Annotated in this window: 17 protein-coding genes; 14 read left to right on the top strand and 3 right to left on the bottom strand. The window is 63.6% G+C overall.

Annotated features, from left to right (window positions below; translation table 11 throughout):
* The first annotated feature begins 23 nt into the window (after positions 1–23).
* Positions 24–1,025 (top strand): dihydroxyacetone kinase subunit DhaK, encoded by a 1,002-nt coding sequence (locus tag BSY16_RS28450; RefSeq protein WP_069063112.1) that lies wholly within the window; start codon positions 24–26, stop codon positions 1,023–1,025.
* Between the two features lie 10 nt (positions 1,026–1,035).
* Positions 1,036–1,677, top strand: a complete 642-nt coding sequence (locus BSY16_RS28445) for a dihydroxyacetone kinase family protein (RefSeq protein WP_069063767.1) — start codon at positions 1,036–1,038, stop codon at positions 1,675–1,677.
* Between the two features lie 54 nt (positions 1,678–1,731).
* Here BSY16_RS28445 and BSY16_RS28440 read toward each other — a convergent pair whose 3' ends face one another.
* Complete coding sequence (locus BSY16_RS28440; protein ID WP_069063111.1) at positions 1,732–2,796, bottom strand: GlxA family transcriptional regulator; 1,065 nt, start codon at positions 2,794–2,796, stop codon at positions 1,732–1,734.
* Positions 2,797–2,966: 170 nt separating this feature from the next.
* Between BSY16_RS28440 and BSY16_RS28435 the strand changes: the two genes are divergently transcribed.
* The 6 genes from BSY16_RS28435 (at position 2,967) to BSY16_RS28410 (ending at position 8,424) form a co-directional block, all read left to right on the top strand.
* On the top strand, positions 2,967–3,848 hold the full coding sequence (locus tag BSY16_RS28435) for an ABC transporter substrate-binding protein (RefSeq protein WP_069063110.1): 882 nt from the start codon (positions 2,967–2,969) through the stop codon (positions 3,846–3,848).
* Between the two features lie 69 nt (positions 3,849–3,917).
* On the top strand, positions 3,918–4,670 hold the full coding sequence (locus BSY16_RS28430; RefSeq protein WP_069063109.1) for an amino acid ABC transporter ATP-binding protein: 753 nt from the start codon (positions 3,918–3,920) through the stop codon (positions 4,668–4,670).
* Between the two features lie 10 nt (positions 4,671–4,680).
* On the top strand, positions 4,681–5,340 hold the full coding sequence (locus tag BSY16_RS28425) for an amino acid ABC transporter permease (protein ID WP_069063108.1): 660 nt from the start codon (positions 4,681–4,683) through the stop codon (positions 5,338–5,340).
* Entirely contained in the window at positions 5,337–5,999 is a 663-nt protein-coding gene (locus BSY16_RS28420) for an amino acid ABC transporter permease (RefSeq protein WP_069063107.1), read from the top strand. Before BSY16_RS28425 ends, BSY16_RS28420 begins: the two co-directional genes overlap by 4 nt.
* Positions 6,000–6,020: 21 nt before the next feature.
* On the top strand, positions 6,021–7,211 hold the full coding sequence (locus BSY16_RS28415; protein WP_069063106.1) for an Atu1372/SO_1960 family protein: 1,191 nt from the start codon (positions 6,021–6,023) through the stop codon (positions 7,209–7,211).
* A gap of 4 nt (positions 7,212–7,215) precedes the next feature.
* Entirely contained in the window at positions 7,216–8,424 is a 1,209-nt protein-coding gene (locus tag BSY16_RS28410) for an FAD-dependent oxidoreductase (protein WP_069063105.1), read from the top strand.
* A gap of 65 nt (positions 8,425–8,489) precedes the next feature.
* On the opposite strand, the gene BSY16_RS28405 is transcribed toward BSY16_RS28410, so the two are convergent.
* Entirely contained in the window at positions 8,490–8,918 is a 429-nt protein-coding gene (locus BSY16_RS28405; RefSeq protein WP_210187420.1) for a MarR family winged helix-turn-helix transcriptional regulator, read from the bottom strand.
* Between the two features lie 92 nt (positions 8,919–9,010).
* On the opposite strand from BSY16_RS28405, the gene BSY16_RS28400 reads away from it, so the two are divergent.
* Positions 9,011–9,547 carry an ester cyclase gene (locus tag BSY16_RS28400; RefSeq protein WP_069063103.1) on the top strand — a complete coding sequence of 179 codons (537 nt, stop codon included), beginning with the start codon at positions 9,011–9,013 and terminating at the stop codon, positions 9,545–9,547.
* Positions 9,548–9,611: 64 nt separating this feature from the next.
* Here the strand turns inward: BSY16_RS28400 and BSY16_RS28395 are convergent, their stop codons facing one another.
* A complete protein-coding gene (locus BSY16_RS28395) occupies positions 9,612–10,385 on the bottom strand; it encodes an alpha/beta hydrolase (RefSeq protein WP_083243159.1) in 774 nt (257 codons plus the stop codon).
* A gap of 146 nt (positions 10,386–10,531) precedes the next feature.
* On the opposite strand from BSY16_RS28395, the gene BSY16_RS28390 reads away from it, so the two are divergent.
* The 5 genes from BSY16_RS28390 to BSY16_RS28370 all read left to right on the top strand — a co-directional run bounded on the left by BSY16_RS28390 (position 10,532) and on the right by BSY16_RS28370 (position 15,885).
* Entirely contained in the window at positions 10,532–10,978 is a 447-nt protein-coding gene (locus BSY16_RS28390; protein ID WP_069063102.1) for a MarR family winged helix-turn-helix transcriptional regulator, read from the top strand.
* Between the two features lie 151 nt (positions 10,979–11,129).
* Positions 11,130–11,933 carry an HpcH/HpaI aldolase family protein gene (locus BSY16_RS28385; protein WP_069063101.1) on the top strand — a complete coding sequence of 268 codons (804 nt, stop codon included), beginning with the start codon at positions 11,130–11,132 and terminating at the stop codon, positions 11,931–11,933.
* A 31-nt stretch (positions 11,934–11,964) separates the two neighbouring features.
* The gene (locus tag BSY16_RS28380; RefSeq protein WP_069063100.1) at positions 11,965–12,843 is read left to right on the top strand and encodes an amidohydrolase family protein; all 879 of its coding nucleotides are present in this window, start codon (positions 11,965–11,967) and stop codon (positions 12,841–12,843) included.
* A 35-nt stretch (positions 12,844–12,878) separates the two neighbouring features.
* Positions 12,879–14,927: an ABC transporter ATP-binding protein gene (locus tag BSY16_RS28375; protein WP_286157275.1), complete on the top strand. Its 2,049-nt coding sequence runs from the start codon at positions 12,879–12,881 to the stop codon at positions 14,925–14,927.
* Between the two features lie 4 nt (positions 14,928–14,931).
* Positions 14,932–15,885, top strand: a complete 954-nt coding sequence (locus tag BSY16_RS28370; RefSeq protein ID WP_069063099.1) for an ABC transporter permease — start codon at positions 14,932–14,934, stop codon at positions 15,883–15,885.
* Positions 15,886–15,887 lie beyond the last annotated feature (2 nt).

Below are 15,887 nucleotides of genomic sequence, written 5' to 3'. Positions count from 1 at the left end.
CCACCCATTTCCGGAGAAAACCCATGAAGAAGTTCCTGAACGATCCCGTCAGTTTCGTCGACGAAATGCTGGAAGGCATCTACAAGGCGCATCCGGCCGTCACCTATACGGCCGGTGACTTGCGCTGCCTCGTCACGGCAAAGACAAAGCCCGGCAAAGTCGGCATTGCCACCGGTGGCGGTTCCGGCCATCTGCCGACGTTCCTCGGCTTTGTCGGCGATGGCATGCTGGACGGTGCTGCCGTCGGCGGTGTCTTCCAGTCGCCCAGCGCTGAACAGATGTACCAGGTGACCAAGCATATCGATCAGGGTGCGGGCGTTCTTTACATCTACGGCAATTATACCGGCGACATCATCAATTTCGACATGGCGGCGGAACTGGCCGATCTCGACGGCATCGTGGTGAAGCAGGTCGTCGGCAATGACGACGTCGCCTCCTCGGTGGTCGGCGAAGAACACAAGCGCCGCGGCGTCGCCGGCATCTTTTTCATCTATAAGGCTGCCGGCGCGGCGGCGGCCGAAGGCCTCTCCCTCGACGAGGTCACACGCCTCGCCGACAAGGCGCGGCTGCGCACCCGCACCATGGGCGTTGCCCTTTCGAGCTGCGTTGTTCCGGAAATCGGCCATGCCACCTTCTCGATCGGCGAGGACGAGATGGAAATCGGCATGGGCATCCACGGCGAGCCCGGCATCAGCCGCAAGAAGCTGGCGCCTGCAGATGCGGTCGTCGACGAGATGATGGACCGCATCTTTGCGGAAACGGACTACAAGCAGGGCGACACCGTAGCCGTGCTGATGAACGGTCTCGGCGGTACGCCGCTGGAAGAACTCTACATCCTCTTCCGCCGCGTCTCGCAGCTTCTCGAAGCGCGTGGTGTCACGGCCAAGCATGTCTGGATCGGCGAGTTTGCCACCTCGATGGAAATGGCCGGCGCCTCGATCTCGATCCTGCATCTCGACGAGGAACTTGACCGTCTCGTCGCCGCCCCGGCCAACACGCCATTCTTCCAGCACGTAGTCGGGTGACGGCATGACCATGCAGACATTGAACGCAGCCGGCCTGATCGATCTCTTCAAGAGCTGGAAGGAACTTTTTGCCGAACAGCGCGAGTTCCTCATCGCGCTCGACGGCAAGGTGGGCGACAGCGACCTCGGCATCACCATGAGCAAGGCCTTCGCCGCCGCCGCAGAGGCACTCGACGCGGAAGGCGCGGAGGCCGGCATTTCCAAGCTCCTGCGCACCGCCGGGGCGACGATGGCGCGCACGGCACCCTCCACCATGGGCACGTTGACGGCGACCGGTTTCCTGCGCGCCAGCAAGGCTGTCGAGGGCAAGGATGCGCTCGGGACGGCGGAGATCGCTGCTTTCTGGCGCGCCTTCCGCGATGGCGTGGCCGAGCGTGGCAAGGCCAAGGTCGGCGACAAGACGCTGCTCGATGTGCTCGATCCCATTGCCGTGACGCTGGAGGCACAGGCGGCAAGCGGCGCGACCCTCTCCGATGCGCTGGCGGCAACGGCGCAGGCCGCCGAGCAGGCGCTGGAAGCCACGAAGTCCCTGGTTGCGCAACACGGCAAGGCGGCTGCATTCCAGCAAAAGACGGTTGGCCTGCAGGATGCCGGGGCAACGGTCGGCTACTTCCTCATCCGTCGCATGGCGGAATTCCAGGACGGCCGATAAATCGTCAAAAGTGGACGGGGCTTCAAGTCAAAGCGGAGCCCTGTCCCGCCGGATTCATCGGCGACGGTGTCGGAATTCGCTTGGCGAGCTTTGGTATTTCTTGCGGAATGCCGTTGCGAGATGCGCTGAATCGGAAAAGCCCGTTTCATGGGCGATCGCGGTGACGGGCAGCACGCTGTTGTCGAGCAGGAAGCGCACGTAGCGCAGCCTTGTCTCCAGAATGAAATGTTTCGGCGTCATGCCGATATGCGCCTGGAACAGGCGTATGAACTGGCGGGGCGACAGGCCGATCGTACCGGCGATGCGCTCGGGCGTTACGTCCCGGCCCTTGCGGCTCTCGATCAGCACGATGGCTCTTTGCACGCGGGCATCCCCGACATGCCGGAACGCGGAGGCGCGTTCGTGGTCGAAGGCACTCATCGTCTTCTGATCGGTCAGGGAGAGCTGGTAGACGGCCTTCGCCGCGCGGTCCGGACCGCAGTGCTTGCGGATGAGTTCAGTCATCAGGGAAAGCACCGATACGCCCCCCGGCACGGTGATGCGGCCGTCTTCGGCGAGAAAATCGTCCCGCGTGGAAAAGAGCTGACGTGGAAACGCCACCCGGAAATCCTCCGCATGAAAGGGGTGGATGGCGGCCCTGCGCCCCATAAGCAATCCCTCCTGGGCAAGGACGAAGGAGCCGGTGCAGGCGCCGATGATGGGAACGCCTGCGGAAGCGGCGACGCGGAGGTAGTCGCGGTGCGAGGCCGGGGCCGCCTGGAGATGTGGAAGCAGACCGCCGATCACGACGATATAGTCGAAGTCGGTGGGGTTGATGTAGGGCGCGTCGGCGTGGATGCGGATGCCGCAACTCGCTACAGTCGCGTCGCCTGGCTTGCCCATGATCGACCAGCGGCAATGGAGCGGGCGGGAATTGTCCGCGAAATCCGCCGCGTGGCGGAGCGGCTCGACGACACCGGTCAGCGACATCATCGGAAAGGTCGGCCACAGAAGGATGCCGACCGAAATGTCCGGTTTGCGGTCGCGCGCCGCCAGCAGCCTCTCCGTCCAGAGGCTATCCAGCCAGCTGATGTAGTCGGCCTCGGTCTCCGTGCGTGCAACATCGTCCTGTACAGCCATTTTCGCCCCTTCCGTGGCTACTATGAATGGCTCGTGTCATTTTTCAAAGAAAAAGTCCGTTTTTTAAAATCCAGCAAGTCCCATCAGTGGCAACATCCTTTGCGTTGAATGCAACACCGGTCCGCGAACGTGGCCGGTCAGGGGAACCAATAACTTCAAGGATCGAACAGATGACACTTTCTCTTTCGAGAAGGCTGGTGGTGTGCGCGCTGCTGGCAGGCGGGAGCTTTTCGCTATTTTCCTCCACGGCGCAGGCCTTCGACCTCGCCGAGCAGGGTAAACTGACGGTCGCCTTCACCGGCGACATGCCCGGCTCCGGCTGGCAGGACGGCAAGCTGATCGGCTATGACGGCGAGATCATGCAGAAGGTGGCCGAAAAGCTCGGCCTCCAGGTCCAGCCGGCGCTGATGGAATGGTCAGGCACCATCGCTTCGGTCGAGGCGGGCCGCGTCGACGTGATGCTCGGCACGATGGGGTGGACGGAAAAGCGCACGCAGATCATGAGCCTTTCCGAACCGATCCACTATTTCAAGAACGGCATCATGCAGTCCTCCGGGACGAACTGGGACAAGCTGTCGGATCTCGAAGGCAAGAAGGTCGGCACGATCACCGGCTTTTCATTCGTGCCGGAGCTGAAGAAGATTTCGGGCCTGGAACTGTCGCTCTACGACACGTCCGATGCCGCCGTGCGCGACCTGACCGCCGGCCGCATCGATGCCGTCATCGGTGATCCGCCGGTGGTGTCCTATGCGATCAAGCAGAACCCGGACTGGAACATGCATTTCCTCGCCTTCACCGACACGAGCTCCGACTTCCCCCTGCTGACGGGTCTAGGGCAGGTGGTCTACGGCTTCAACAAGAAGAACGACGACCTGCGCCAGAAGGTGGACGGCATCATCGCCGAGATGTGGAAGACCTGTGAGATGAAGGCGATCGGCGAGCGCTACGGCCTTTCCGCCGATGTCTGGTACACGCCGGCCGGCGAGAATTTCCGGGCCGGCGTCGACCGCGCGGCGGATTACAAGCTGCCATCCTGCGCTGCTGGCGGCTGATATGCGATCCGGGCGGTTGCGACACCGTGGCCGCCGCCCGGCGCTCTCTCAATCATAAAGGGGAATGCCATGAACCCGCTGCTGAGCGTGACGGGCCTGACGAAGAGCTATGGTCCGGTCGAGGTGCTGAAGGGCATCGACTTCGACGTGGCTGCGGGCGAAAAGATCGCCCTGATCGGCCCCTCCGGGTCGGGCAAGTCGACCTGCCTACGCTGCCTGAATTTCTTGGAAAAACCAAGTGCCGGCGAAATCCATCTCGATGGTGAGCGGATCGGCGTTCGCCTCGACCGGCCGATGACCGACCGGCAGCTTGCGCCGCAGCGGGCCGAAATGGGCATGGTCTTCCAGCTCTTCAATCTCTGGCCGCATCTCTCCGTCACTGAGAACGTCGCGATCGCCGCGCGCAAGGTGCGGGGATTGTCGGCACGGGAGGCGCGGGAGCTGGCGCTCGACATGCTGGCGAAGGTGCACATGACCCATCGCGCCGATGCGTCGCCGCTGGAGCTTTCCGGCGGCCAGCAGCAACGCGTGGCCATCGCGCGGGCGCTTGCCCAGAAGCCCAAGCTGATGTTGTTCGACGAGCCGACCTCGGCGCTCGACCCCGAACTGGTGCACGAGGTGCTAAAGGTGATGGAGGAACTCGCCGCCGAAGGGCGCACCATGCTGATCGTCACGCATGAGATCGCGTTTGCTCGCGACATCGCCGACCGGGTGCTGTTCCTGGATGGAGGCCGGATCGTCGAACAGGGGCCGGCGCGCGACTTGATACTCTCTCCACGTGAGCCGAGAACCCAGGCTTTCCTCCGCCAGATCCGGCATTGAGGGGCATGCCATGACCGGACCATCGAACTTCATCCTGATCTTGGAAGGGCTTCTCACCGGGGCTGGCGTCACCGTCGTCGTCACGCTGGTGTCCTTGTTCCTGAGCGTGTCCCTCGGCTTCGGCCTCGCCCTCGTGCGGCAGTTCGGAAAGCGCCGCACGCTGCATGCGCTGATCGATGTCTACTGCGAGATCATGCGCAACATTCCGGCGCTGACCCATCTGTTCATCCTCTATTTCGGGCTGGCCAGCATCGGATTCCGGCTCTCATCCATTGCCGCCGCGATCCTCGGCCTCGGGCTGATCGGCGGCGCCGTCACCTGCGATCTGTTCCGGGCGGGCTTTGCGGCCCTGCCGAAAGGCCAGGCCGAGGCAGCACGCGCCGTCGGCTTCACGCCCACCCAGACGATCCTCGATATCCTCACCCCGCAAGCCATGCGCCTCGCGCTGCCGTCGCTTGGGAACTATGCCGTGCAGCTTCTGAAAGACACATCCATCGTTTCCGCCATCGCGGCGCCAGAGATCATGTTCTACGCACGCTCCCTGGTGACCTCGTCTTTCCAGACCACGCTGATCTACACCATGGTTGCCGTGCTTTACCTCGCGCTCGCCCTGCCTTTGATGCAGGCGATCCGTGTTCTCGAAACCCGGTACGGAAGGCTGAAGGCATGACCAGATTCATCCAGCCCTATATCGACCATGCCGGCGAATGGCTGCCGCTTCTTCTGGAAGCGATGGGCAAGACGGCGTTGCTTTCGGTCTCGGCCTTTGCTCTCTCGCTGGTGTTCGGGCTTCTGTTGGCGCTCTGCCGCACCACACGGTGGCCGGCACTCGAGCGGGGCGTGGCGTTCTACGTTACGGCCGTGCGTGGTGTGCCGCTTCTGGCCATTCTCTTCCTGCTCTATTTCGGACTGCCGGGGATCGGCATCACGTTCGACGCCTTCACCGCGGCCATCCTCGGATTGGCGCTCGCCTTCGCCGCGCAGGTGGCGGAACTGTTCCGCGCTGGCCTGATGGCGATCCCCGCCGGCCAGCGTGAAGCGGCGCTCGCCGTCGGTTTCACGCCCTACCAGAGCTTTACGCTGATCGTATTGCCGCAAGTGGTGCGCATCAGCATCGCCCCGCTCATCGTCACCTTCGTTTCGCTGCTGAAGGACTCTTCCCTCGCATCGCTGATTACGGTGGACGAACTGGTGCTGACAGGCCGCGCCATGGCGACGGAATATTTCCTGCCGTTGCAGATCTATGTCGCGGTGGGCGTCTGCTACTTCCTGATCGCCTGGCCCTTTTCGCTTCTTTCCAAGCGCCTCGCGCCGTCCGCGGCCCGCTAACTTCCATTGAAAGACAAGACAATGACGATTCCTTCCCATGAAGGCCGCCCGACCCGGCGCGCCGTCATCCTCATGACGCCGGATATAGACGATCCGGCCGGCGTTCCGACCGAGAAGACCTATGCGGTGAGGGCCAATTATGCAGAGGCGATCAGCGAGGCGGGTGGTGTGCCGCTGATCCTTCCCTATGAAACACATGCGCTCGCGGCAGCACTTGATCTCGCCGATGGCGTGCTGATCACGGGCACGACACCCGGTGCCGAAGGGGTGGCCGAAAGGCGGTTGTTCGAATTGAAGCTCGTCGAACACGCGGTCAATACCGGAAAGCCTCTCCTCGGCATCTGCCACGGCATGCAGCTCATCGGAGAATGGCTGGGCGGCACCTTTGCAAGGAGCCTGCCGGCTGAAACCGTCGACCACATGCCGAGCGCTGTGGCGGATCGCATTGCCCACGAAATATCGGTGGAGCCGGGGAGCGCGCTTGCTGACGTGCTCGGCGGCGGCACGGCAAAAGTGAACAGCCTGCATCGGCATGCGCTGACCGGTGCCGGCCGGTTCCGCGTCACTGCCCGTGCCCGGGACGGGGTGATCGAGGCCTTCGAGGGGGAAACGCCGGGCTTTTGCCTCGGCATTCAATGGCACCCCGAATATCGCCTGACGGATTTCGATCGCGCGATCTTCCGCACGTTCGTGGAGCGGGCCGCCGCGCGCGGAACGGGGGATGGCCTTCCGAAAACACCTTGTCCAGTGCGGGGGCGTCTTGTCGCACTCGGCCTGGCCCTGCCGGAGGCGCCCGCGCCGCCTGGCGCTTTTGTCGGCGCGGTCAGGGTCGGTGATACCGTGACGGTATCCGGCCAGGTGCCCTTGAAGGACAAGGCCGTTCTCCGAACGGGCCATCTGGGAAACGGTGTATCGCTCGAGGACGGGCGAGAATGCGCCCGCTGGGCGCTTCTCAATGCGCTGGCGCAATTGGAGCGGATCGCCGGAAGACTCGACAGGGTGAAAGGATTTGTGCGGCTTGCCGGCTATGTGGCCGCAACGCCGGATTTTACGCAGCACGGAGCGGTGGTCGATGGCGCCTCTGAATTACTGAGGGAGATTTTCCCGACCTGCTGGCCGCATGCCCGCCTCGCCGTAGGTGTCGGATCGCTACCGCGCGGCGTGCCGGTGGAGATCGAGCTGACGGCGCTGCTTGGCGATGTGGAGGGCTGATGCGATGCACATCGCCGTTATCGGGGCCGGCGTGGTCGGCGTTTCATCGGCCTATCTGCTGGCGCGGGCCGGGCACCGCGTCACGTTGATCGATGCGGAGGCGGCGCCGGGCAGGGGGGCAAGTGCGGCCAATGCGGGCCAGTTGTCCTGGGCCTATGGCGATGCCATGGCCTCGCCCGCCTTGCTGCGGCATTTGCCGGCTATCCTGGCGCATCGTGATCCGGCGTTTCGCGTCCGCCTGCGGCTCGATGCGGATTTCTTGCTCTGGGGTCTCCGGTTTCTCAGCCATGCGCCGTCGCGGCGCTGGTGGAAGAACACCAGCGCCATTCTACGACTTGCCGATGAATCCCGGCGGGAAATGGCAACGCTCTTGGCGGAAGCGGATCTGACTTTCGACTACCGTGTCGCCGGCAAGCTGCATCTCTATCCGGATGCACCGAGCCTTGCCGCAGCCCGTCCGACCGTTGAGCGCAAGCGGCAGATGGGGCTAGATCAGCGCATCCTGTCGAGGGCCGAGGCCGAGGCCGTGGAGCCGGCCCTAAAAAAGTATCAGGGCGATGTCGCAGGCGCCGTCTACACCCCGGACGATGCGCTCGGCGATGCAGCGGCATTCTGCCGACAACTGACGGACTTTGCGGCCCACAGATATGCCATATCGAGAGCCTTCGGAAAAAGGGTTGTCGGGTTCGAGCAGCATGCCGGGCGCCTTTCGGCTGTCCGGTTTGCGGATTGCGAGCCGCTGCCGGTTGATGTCGCCGTCGTTACGGCCGGCCCGCTGATCCGCACCCTTACTGCGGCCCTGCCGGAAGCGCGGGCGGTCCAGCCCGTCGCCGGCTATTCCCTGACCGTGCCCTGGCAGCAGGGCGCGCCCCACGTCAGCCTGACGGATGTGAAGCGCAAGCTCGCGTTTGCGGCTATCGGCTATCGGTTCCGCGTCGCGGGCCTTGCCGATATCGTGACACCCGGCTCGGGCTTTGCGCAGGATCGCTTCGCAATCCTGCGGGAGACGGCGCGTGCCGTGCTGCCCGGTTGTTTCGATCAGGCGGAATGGTCGCAGCACTGGTCCGGCGAGCGTCCGATGACACCATCCTCCCACCCGCTCATCGCCCCCTCACGAAAAATCCGCGGCGTCTACGTCAACGCGGGACACGGCATGCTCGGCTGGACGCTCGCGCTCGGGTCCGCACGGCGTCTTGCCGACATGCTGGCCTGAAGGCTCTGGCATCTTCGGCGGGGCCAAGGCGGAACAGGGGGATCCGCATGACCACCGGCTTTCCGTCAGGTCTGCGTCGACGATTGCGCGACGAGCTTTTCCAGACGCCCGATGACGAGGTCGAGGGTTCCGGTGAACTCTTCCAGCTTTGTGGGGCTTATGCCCTGGAAAAGCGCCTTTGCGAGTTCGCCTGTCTCCCGCTTCAGTCGGTCGGTGATTTCTACGCCGGCTGAGGTGAGGTCGAGCAGGATCGCGCGCCGGTCATTCGGATGATCTCTCCGTTTTACGAAACCGGTCTTTTCCAGGCCGTCGATGAGCGTGGTGACGTTGCGGGGGGTGACCTTCAGCGCATCGGCAAGTTCGCGCTGGGTAATGGTGTCCCGGTGCGAGATTGCCCAGAGCGCCGAGGCCCGCGCCCGGGTCAGGCCTCGCTCTTCCAGGCCGCGCTTCATGTCGTCCGACAGGATCACCGTCACCAGGAAGAGACGCGCCAAGGCGATCTCATCTGGCGCAGATGATGTATCATTGTCATTATGTATATTATTCATTATATCGCGATGCGCACTTCTCGAATTAGGAGCTTCGCATGACGATACCGCTTTCCACCCCTCAATCCAACATCGCGCTGATGCGGACGGCCTTTGCGGCGCTTGGCCGCAAGGACGCGGATGCAGTCGTCGATCTGATGCCGCCGGACTTTCTCATCAACATTGCCGGCGTGCCCTACCAGAAAAAGGGAACCGCCACCTGGCGCAAGCATGCTGCTTTGTTGTTTACCGCCTTTCCGGACCTCCAGGTGAGGATCGAGGATATCTTTGCCGCCGAGGACAAGGTTGCTGTCCGGCTGCGCATTACCGGCACCCATGCCGGTGAGTTCCTCGGCATCCAGCCGACCGGCAAGAAGGTCGATTACGAGAGCACCGAGATCTACCGCATTGCGAACGGAAAGATTGCCGAAGAGTGGATCTGCTCCGACATGCTGACCCTGATGGCCCAGATCGGCGGCCAGGGCCTGTCGATGAGCAAACTCGCCTCGATGTGGCTTGCCGGCTATCGCGCATGGTTCGCACTCGGCCTTGGCGTCGTTCTCGGCGCCCTCGGCGCGGCGTTCGTGTCGTTCTGAACGAAAAGCCCCCGGATGTTTCCACATCCGAGGGCTTTGCCTGTCGTCATCGGCGTGTGTCGGATTATTTCACGCCGTTCGCGGCATCCTCGATGATCTTGGCGACGGCGTTTGGCTGAGAGACGTAGACGGCGTGGCTGCCGGCCTGGTCGACGGTGGTGGCACCGGCACGCTTTGCCATGCCGCGCTGGGCGTCGACCGGGATCATGTGGTCTTCGGTGGCGACGAGATACCAGCTCGGCTTTTGTTTCCAGGCGGGAACCGTCACTTCACCGGCGAGCGCCTCGACACCCCACGGAACCTGCGAGTCAGCCATGAAGGCAGCAAGTTCCGGATCGACGTCCGCGGCGAAGGCGGCTGCGAACTTCTGCTTGTCCAGGAAGAGGAAACCATCCTGCGGCGGCAGGATCGGCGGAACGGCTGCACCTTCCGGCGGGTTGGCGATGAGCTTTGCGATGGATTCGCCGGCATCGGGGGCGAAGGCGGCGATATAGACGAGACCCTTCACCTTGGGATCGGTGCCGGCTTCGGAGACGATCACACCACCATAGGAGTGCCCGACGAGGATGACATCGCCTTCGGCAGCAGCGATGGCGCGCTTGGTAACAGCGACATCATCGGCAAGCGAGAGGGTGGGGTTCTGGACGATGGTGACGTTGTAGCCGTCCTTCTTGAGGATGTTGTAGACGCCCTGCCAGCCGGAGCCATCGACGAAGCCGCCATGGACGAGCACGATGGACTTGGCGGGAGCGGACTGGGCGTGGGCGGCCGGCACGACGGCGGCAGCGGCGACGAAGAGGGAGGCGGCGGTAGCGAGCAGGGTGTTGACGATGGACATTGGGTCTCTCCTTTGATGTGATGCGATAACCATTACCGCGATAATCATTTGATACGCGCACCTCGCACCTTTGTCCAGATGTTTTTTATCGCGATAATCATTTTTTGTGGTATGTTGCCCTCATGAACCCAAACCGGAGACCCGCAATGACTGCCCCCCAACCGATCCCGCTCGATAGCCAGCTGTGCTTTTCGCTCTACGGCACGACCATCGCCATCAACCGCACCTACAAGCCGATGCTCGATGCACTGGGCATTACTTACCCGCAATATCTCGTCCTCAGCGTCTTATGGGAGGCGGATGGCCAGACAATCTCGGTCATCGCCGACCGCCTCGCGCTGGAGCCCAGCACCATCACGCCGCTGGTCAAGCGCCTGGAAGCGGCCGGTTTCGTGGTGCGCCAACGCTCGACGAAGGATGAGCGGCTGGTCGGCGTGCACCTGACCGACAAGGGCAGGGGCCTGCAGGCGCAGACCGGCTGCCTGACCGATACCCTGCTGCAACGCTCCGGCATGACTGTGGAGGAAATCATCGCCCTCAACGAAAGCGTCCAGAAGCTACGGGATGCGCTTGTTGCCCCAGCCTCGGAATAAGCGAGAACATCCTCGACCGCTTTACGGTCCAATGCGGAATTGATTGGTATTGCCAATCAATTCCGCCACTTTGTGAATTGGAGCTAATCACCGGTTTGCGTTAGCGTTTGGTCATCGGATGCATGCCAGCATCCGCATGGGAGGAGACCAGATGCTGGACGTGTCGTCGCGAAACGGCCGGACCTTTGCCGAGCGCCTTCGCGCCGGAGACCCCTGCTATACCCTGGGGATCCGCACTGCCCGTTCGGTGGATTTCGTGCGCATGGCGGCGAGTTCCGGCTACGACGCCATCTGGATCGACCTCGAGCACAGCACCATTCCGCTCGATACCACCGCCCAGATGACGGCGACGGCGCGTGACCTTGGGCTCGACGCCTGGGTGCGCGTGCCGGAGGGTGATTTCGGCGTGATCGGCCGAGTGCTCGATGGTGGTGCCTCCGGGCTGATCATTCCCCAGATCGAGACGGAAGAGGATGCGCAAAAGGCCGTCAGCTATTGTCGCTATCCCCCGGAAGGCGGGCGCTCGCACAATGCGCTGACCTCCAGCTTCGGCTTCCGGCGGATCGATCCCAGGGAACGGGCGGCGGCGGCGAACCGGTCCGTCTTCCTGCAGGTGCTGCTCGAATCCACCAAGGCGGTCGACAATGTCGAGGCCATCGCCGCCGTTGAGGGCGTCGATGCCGTAGGGCTCGGCCTCAACGATCTCTCCGCCAATATGGGCATGCTCGGCGATGTCGAGGCCGAGCCCATCATGGCGCTGTGCCGGCGCGTCATCGCGGCCGCGAAAAAACACGGCAAGCTCGCCATCATCGGCGGCCTCAAGGGGCCGGAGCAATACCGCCGGCTCGTCGATCTCGGCGCTGCTCCCTACGTCTTCGCCGCCATCGACACCGACATTTTCGTCGACATTCTCGACCAGCGGATCGCCAGGTGGCAGGCCGCGGTCTCCGCCTGATCCATTATGCCCATTTGCCAAGGATTCTTTCATGACCGAGCCGCTGACCTCCGAACCCATGCTGCCGCTTGCCGGCCTGACGCGTCCGAGCTTCGACGTGCCGAAGGGCGCCTGCGACGCGCATATGCATGTCTTCGGGCCGCTTTCCCTCTATCCCCATGTGGCAAAGCCGCATTACACGCTGCCGGATGGCAAGCTCGATCATTTCCATGACCTGATGAAGGTGTTGCATCTCGATCGCTACATCATCGTGCAGCCGAGTTTCTACGGCACGGACAACCGCTGCATGCTCGACGCCTTGAAACTTGGCGGCGGAGCGTCGCGCGGCGTCGCCATGGTGGAGGACGACGTATCCAACACCGAACTGGAGGCGCTGCACGAGCATGGCGTGCGCGGCTTGCGGCTCGACCTCTTCAAGCGTGCCGACCAGCCGATCGAGGATATCGAGGCCTACATCACCCGCATGGCAGCAAAAATCGCGCCGTTCGGCTGGCACCTGCAATTCTACGTGCCGGGCCGCGTGGTGCGCGACCTCATCGGCTTCCTCGGCACGCTGACGGCCCCCTATGTCATCGATCACATGGGCTATATGGCGGAAGAGGACGGGCTGACGGAGCGCGACTTCCAGAAGCTTCTGACGCTGATGGTGGAAAGTCACTGCTACCTGAAGCTCAGCGGCCCTTATCGCATCGCGAAGGACAAGGGCTACGGGGCCGTCGCCCATGTGGCGAAGGCCATCGTCGAGACGGATCCGCGCCGTGCGATCTGGGGTTCGGACTGGCCGCATATCCCGAAATCCGGCCGAGACACGGGCGAGCTCCTGAACCTGCTCGTCGAATGGGCGCCTGATCCGGCCGACCGCCAGAAAATTCTCGTCGACAATCCCAACAGGTTGTTCGGCTTCGCGTGAGCGGCCGGCATGGACAGGACGGGGAGGAGACGCGCATGTTCATCGAATCACCCAGCATAGCGGCCCTGCAACGCGGCGCGACTGAGGCCGGAACCATGCAAGCTCGATCCGATACGGCGGCGGAACCGCTCCTTTCCGTCCGCAACCTCAACGTCCAGTTCCGCTCGAACGACCGGCTGCTGCATATCGTGCGTGATGTCAGCTACGATGTGCACGCCGGCGAGCTGGTGGCGCTGGTGGGGGAATCCGGCTGCGGCAAGTCGGTCTCCTCGCTTGCGGTGATGCGGCTGCTCCCCGATCCGCAGACAGCGCGCTTTTCCGGCGAGGTGCGGCTCGCTGGACGCGACTATCTTCGCCTGCCGGAGGACGCGATGCGGCGCCTGCGCGGCCGGGACATCGCCATGGTGTTCCAGGAGCCGATGACCTCGCTCAATCCGCTGATGACCGTCGGCCGGCAGATCATGGAGCCGATGCTGGAGCATCTCGGGCTCGATGCCCTGGCCGCCCGCAAACGTGCCGTCGATCTTCTGACGCGGGTCGGCGTTACCGATCCGGAACGGCGGATGGACCAGTATCCGCACGAATTTTCCGGCGGCATGCGCCAGCGCGTCGTCATCGCCATCGCGCTCTCCTGCAATCCCAAGGTCATTATCGCCGACGAGCCGACCACGGCACTCGACGTTACCATCCAGGCGCAGATCCTCGATCTGCTGCGCTCGCTGGTGAAGGAGACCGGCGTCGGCCTGGTGCTGATCACCCACAATCTGGCGCTGGTCGCCCGCTATGCCGATCGCGTCAATGTCATGTATGGCGGGCGTATCGTCGAATCCGGCTCGGTGGAGGAAGTGCTACGCCGGCCGCGCCATCGCTATACGGCGGGCCTGCTGATGGCCGTGCCACGGCTCGACCAGCCACGGCAGGCACGCCTGCATACGATTCCCGGACAGCCGCCGAGCCCGGCGCGCTTCCCCGCCGGCTGCGCTTTCAGCCCCCGCTGTGGCGCGGCGACGGCGGCCTGCGGCAGTGTACCGACCGATACGGTTGCCGGGGGCCGGCACTATGCCTGCTTCCATCCGGTCGTAGATGCGCTGCCGCAGGACGGCCATCCCGCGGCGGCTGGCTCTGAACGCAGCCCTGGCGAAACCGTGCTCAGCGTGCGCGGCCTGACCCGGCATTTTCCTTTGAAGCGCGGCGCGGTGGTGCGCGCGGCGGAAGACGTCTCCTTCGACATCCCGCAAGGCGGCACACTCGGCCTCGTCGGGGAATCGGGCTGCGGCAAGACGACGGTGGTGCGCACGCTGCTGCGCCTCCAGGATGCGACAGGCGGCCGTGCCGATTTCGAGGGCCGTGACATCCTGACGGCCGGCAAGCGCGACCTTCTTGCGCTGCGCCGCCAGATCCAGGTCGTCTACCAGGATCCCTCCACCTCGCTCAATCCGCGCCACCGCATTGGCTCCATCCTTGCCGAGCCGTTGCTGGTGCACGGCATCTGCAAGGACCAGCGGGAGGCACGCACGCGCGTGGAGGAATTGCTCGATCTCGTCGGCCTTCCAGCGGAGATGGCCGAGCGCTATCCGCACCAGATGTCTGGCGGCCAGCGCCAGCGTGTCGGCATCGCCCGTGCGCTTGGCATGAGCCCGCGGCTCATCGTCTGCGACGAGCCGGTCTCGGCACTCGATGTGTCGATCCAGGCGCAGATCATGAACCTGCTGGCAGATTTGCAGGCAAAACTCGGCCTCAGCTATCTCTTCGTCGCCCATGACCTCGCCGTCGTGCGCCACATTTCCGATGTCGTGGCGGTGATGTATCTCGGCCGGGTGGTGGAGACGGCGACGCGGGCCGAACTCTTTTCCAATCCCCGCCACCCCTACACGAAGGCGCTGCTCGCCGCCGTGCCGTCCTTCGCGGCGGATGCAGGCGCGCCGGAGGCAAAAATATCCGGCGAACTGCCGTCACCCCTCAACCCGCCGAGCGGCTGTGTCTTTCGCACACGCTGTCCCATGGCGGTGGAAGCCTGCGGAAAGGCGGTGCCGAAATCCGTCGCCTTTTCCAAGACGCATCACGCCGCCTGCATAAGGGTCTAACGCCATGCTTCCGTTCATCGGCAGACGTCTCCTCCTCGCCATCCCCACGCTTCTCGGCGTGGCGACGCTGACCTTCTTCATGCTCAACGTGTTGCCGGGCGATATTGTGGAAACCATGCTGCGCGCCGAGGGCGGCAACCCGACGGTCGAGCTGGTCGCCGCCGAGCGCAGCCGCCTCGGTCTCGACCGGCCGCTCGTCGTGCAATATGCCGATTTTCTGAAGGACCTCGCGACCTTCGATCTCGGCCATTCGCACTGGACGGTAAAACCCGTCTCGGAGGAGATTTTCTCCCGCCTGCCGGTGACGCTGCAGGTGGCGGCGCTCAGCATGATCGTCGCGATCCTCATCGCCATTCCGCTTGGCACCATCGCCGGCATCTATCCGGGCAGTATCGTCGACTACGCGATCCGTACCTTCGCCATCGCCGGCATGGCGCTGCCGTCCTTCTGGTTCGGCATGGTCGTGGCGCTCGCCATGCTGTGGTATTTCAACTGGCTGCCGCCGCTCGGCACGGCCTCCGTCTTCAAAGACCCGCTGACCCTCCTGCAGCAGTTGATCCTGCCCGCCGTCGCCGTCGGCTATCGCTATTCGGCGATCCTCATCCGCATGATGCGCTCCTCGGTGATCGAAACCATGCACGAGGATTTCGTGCGCACGGCACGCGCCAAGGGGCTCGCGGCGGCCGCCATCATCCGCCGCCATGTCATTCCCAATTCGCTGTTGCCGACGATCACCATGATCGGGCTGGAATTCGCGCTGCTCGTCGGCAGCCTCGTCGTCATCGAACAGGTCTTTTCCCTCAACGGCATCGGACGCCTGTTCATCGAGTCCGTGTCGCGCAGTGATTTCATCGTCATCCAGGGCATCGTCCTAGTGCTGACGGTCATCTTCATCGTGGTCAATTTCCTGGTCGATCTCGCCTATGCGGTCATCGATCCCCGTATCCAGTTGGGTTGAAG

Origin of the sequence: Sinorhizobium sp. RAC02, assembly GCF_001713395.1 — a bacterium.
Lineage (GTDB): Bacteria > Pseudomonadota > Alphaproteobacteria > Rhizobiales > Rhizobiaceae > Shinella.
Note: the sequence above shows the minus strand (reverse complement) of the source record. Positions and strands in the feature narration are given on the sequence as shown.

Bases quoted from the DNA above. Each gene is read 5' to 3' on its own strand.
- BSY16_RS28450 (WP_069063112.1), top strand. From the start codon at position 24: ATGAAGAAGTTCCTGAACGATCCCGTCAGTTTCGTCGACGAAATGCTG.
- BSY16_RS28445 (WP_069063767.1), top strand. From the start codon at position 1,036: ATGCAGACATTGAACGCAGCCGGCCTGATCGATCTCTTCAAGAGCTGG.
- BSY16_RS28440 (WP_069063111.1), bottom strand. From the start codon at position 2,796: ATGGCTGTACAGGACGATGTTGCACGCACGGAGACCGAGGCCGACTAC.
- BSY16_RS28435 (WP_069063110.1), top strand. From the start codon at position 2,967: ATGACACTTTCTCTTTCGAGAAGGCTGGTGGTGTGCGCGCTGCTGGCA.
- BSY16_RS28430 (WP_069063109.1), top strand. From the start codon at position 3,918: ATGAACCCGCTGCTGAGCGTGACGGGCCTGACGAAGAGCTATGGTCCG.
- BSY16_RS28425 (WP_069063108.1), top strand. From the start codon at position 4,681: ATGACCGGACCATCGAACTTCATCCTGATCTTGGAAGGGCTTCTCACC.
- BSY16_RS28420 (WP_069063107.1), top strand. From the start codon at position 5,337: ATGACCAGATTCATCCAGCCCTATATCGACCATGCCGGCGAATGGCTG.
- BSY16_RS28415 (WP_069063106.1), top strand. From the start codon at position 6,021: ATGACGATTCCTTCCCATGAAGGCCGCCCGACCCGGCGCGCCGTCATC.
- BSY16_RS28410 (WP_069063105.1), top strand. From the start codon at position 7,216: ATGCACATCGCCGTTATCGGGGCCGGCGTGGTCGGCGTTTCATCGGCC.
- BSY16_RS28400 (WP_069063103.1), top strand. From the start codon at position 9,011: ATGACGATACCGCTTTCCACCCCTCAATCCAACATCGCGCTGATGCGG.
- BSY16_RS28395 (WP_083243159.1), bottom strand. From the start codon at position 10,385: ATGTCCATCGTCAACACCCTGCTCGCTACCGCCGCCTCCCTCTTCGTC.
- BSY16_RS28390 (WP_069063102.1), top strand. From the start codon at position 10,532: ATGACTGCCCCCCAACCGATCCCGCTCGATAGCCAGCTGTGCTTTTCG.
- BSY16_RS28385 (WP_069063101.1), top strand. From the start codon at position 11,130: ATGCTGGACGTGTCGTCGCGAAACGGCCGGACCTTTGCCGAGCGCCTT.
- BSY16_RS28380 (WP_069063100.1), top strand. From the start codon at position 11,965: ATGACCGAGCCGCTGACCTCCGAACCCATGCTGCCGCTTGCCGGCCTG.
- BSY16_RS28375 (WP_286157275.1), top strand. From the start codon at position 12,879: ATGTTCATCGAATCACCCAGCATAGCGGCCCTGCAACGCGGCGCGACT.
- BSY16_RS28370 (WP_069063099.1), top strand. From the start codon at position 14,932: ATGCTTCCGTTCATCGGCAGACGTCTCCTCCTCGCCATCCCCACGCTT.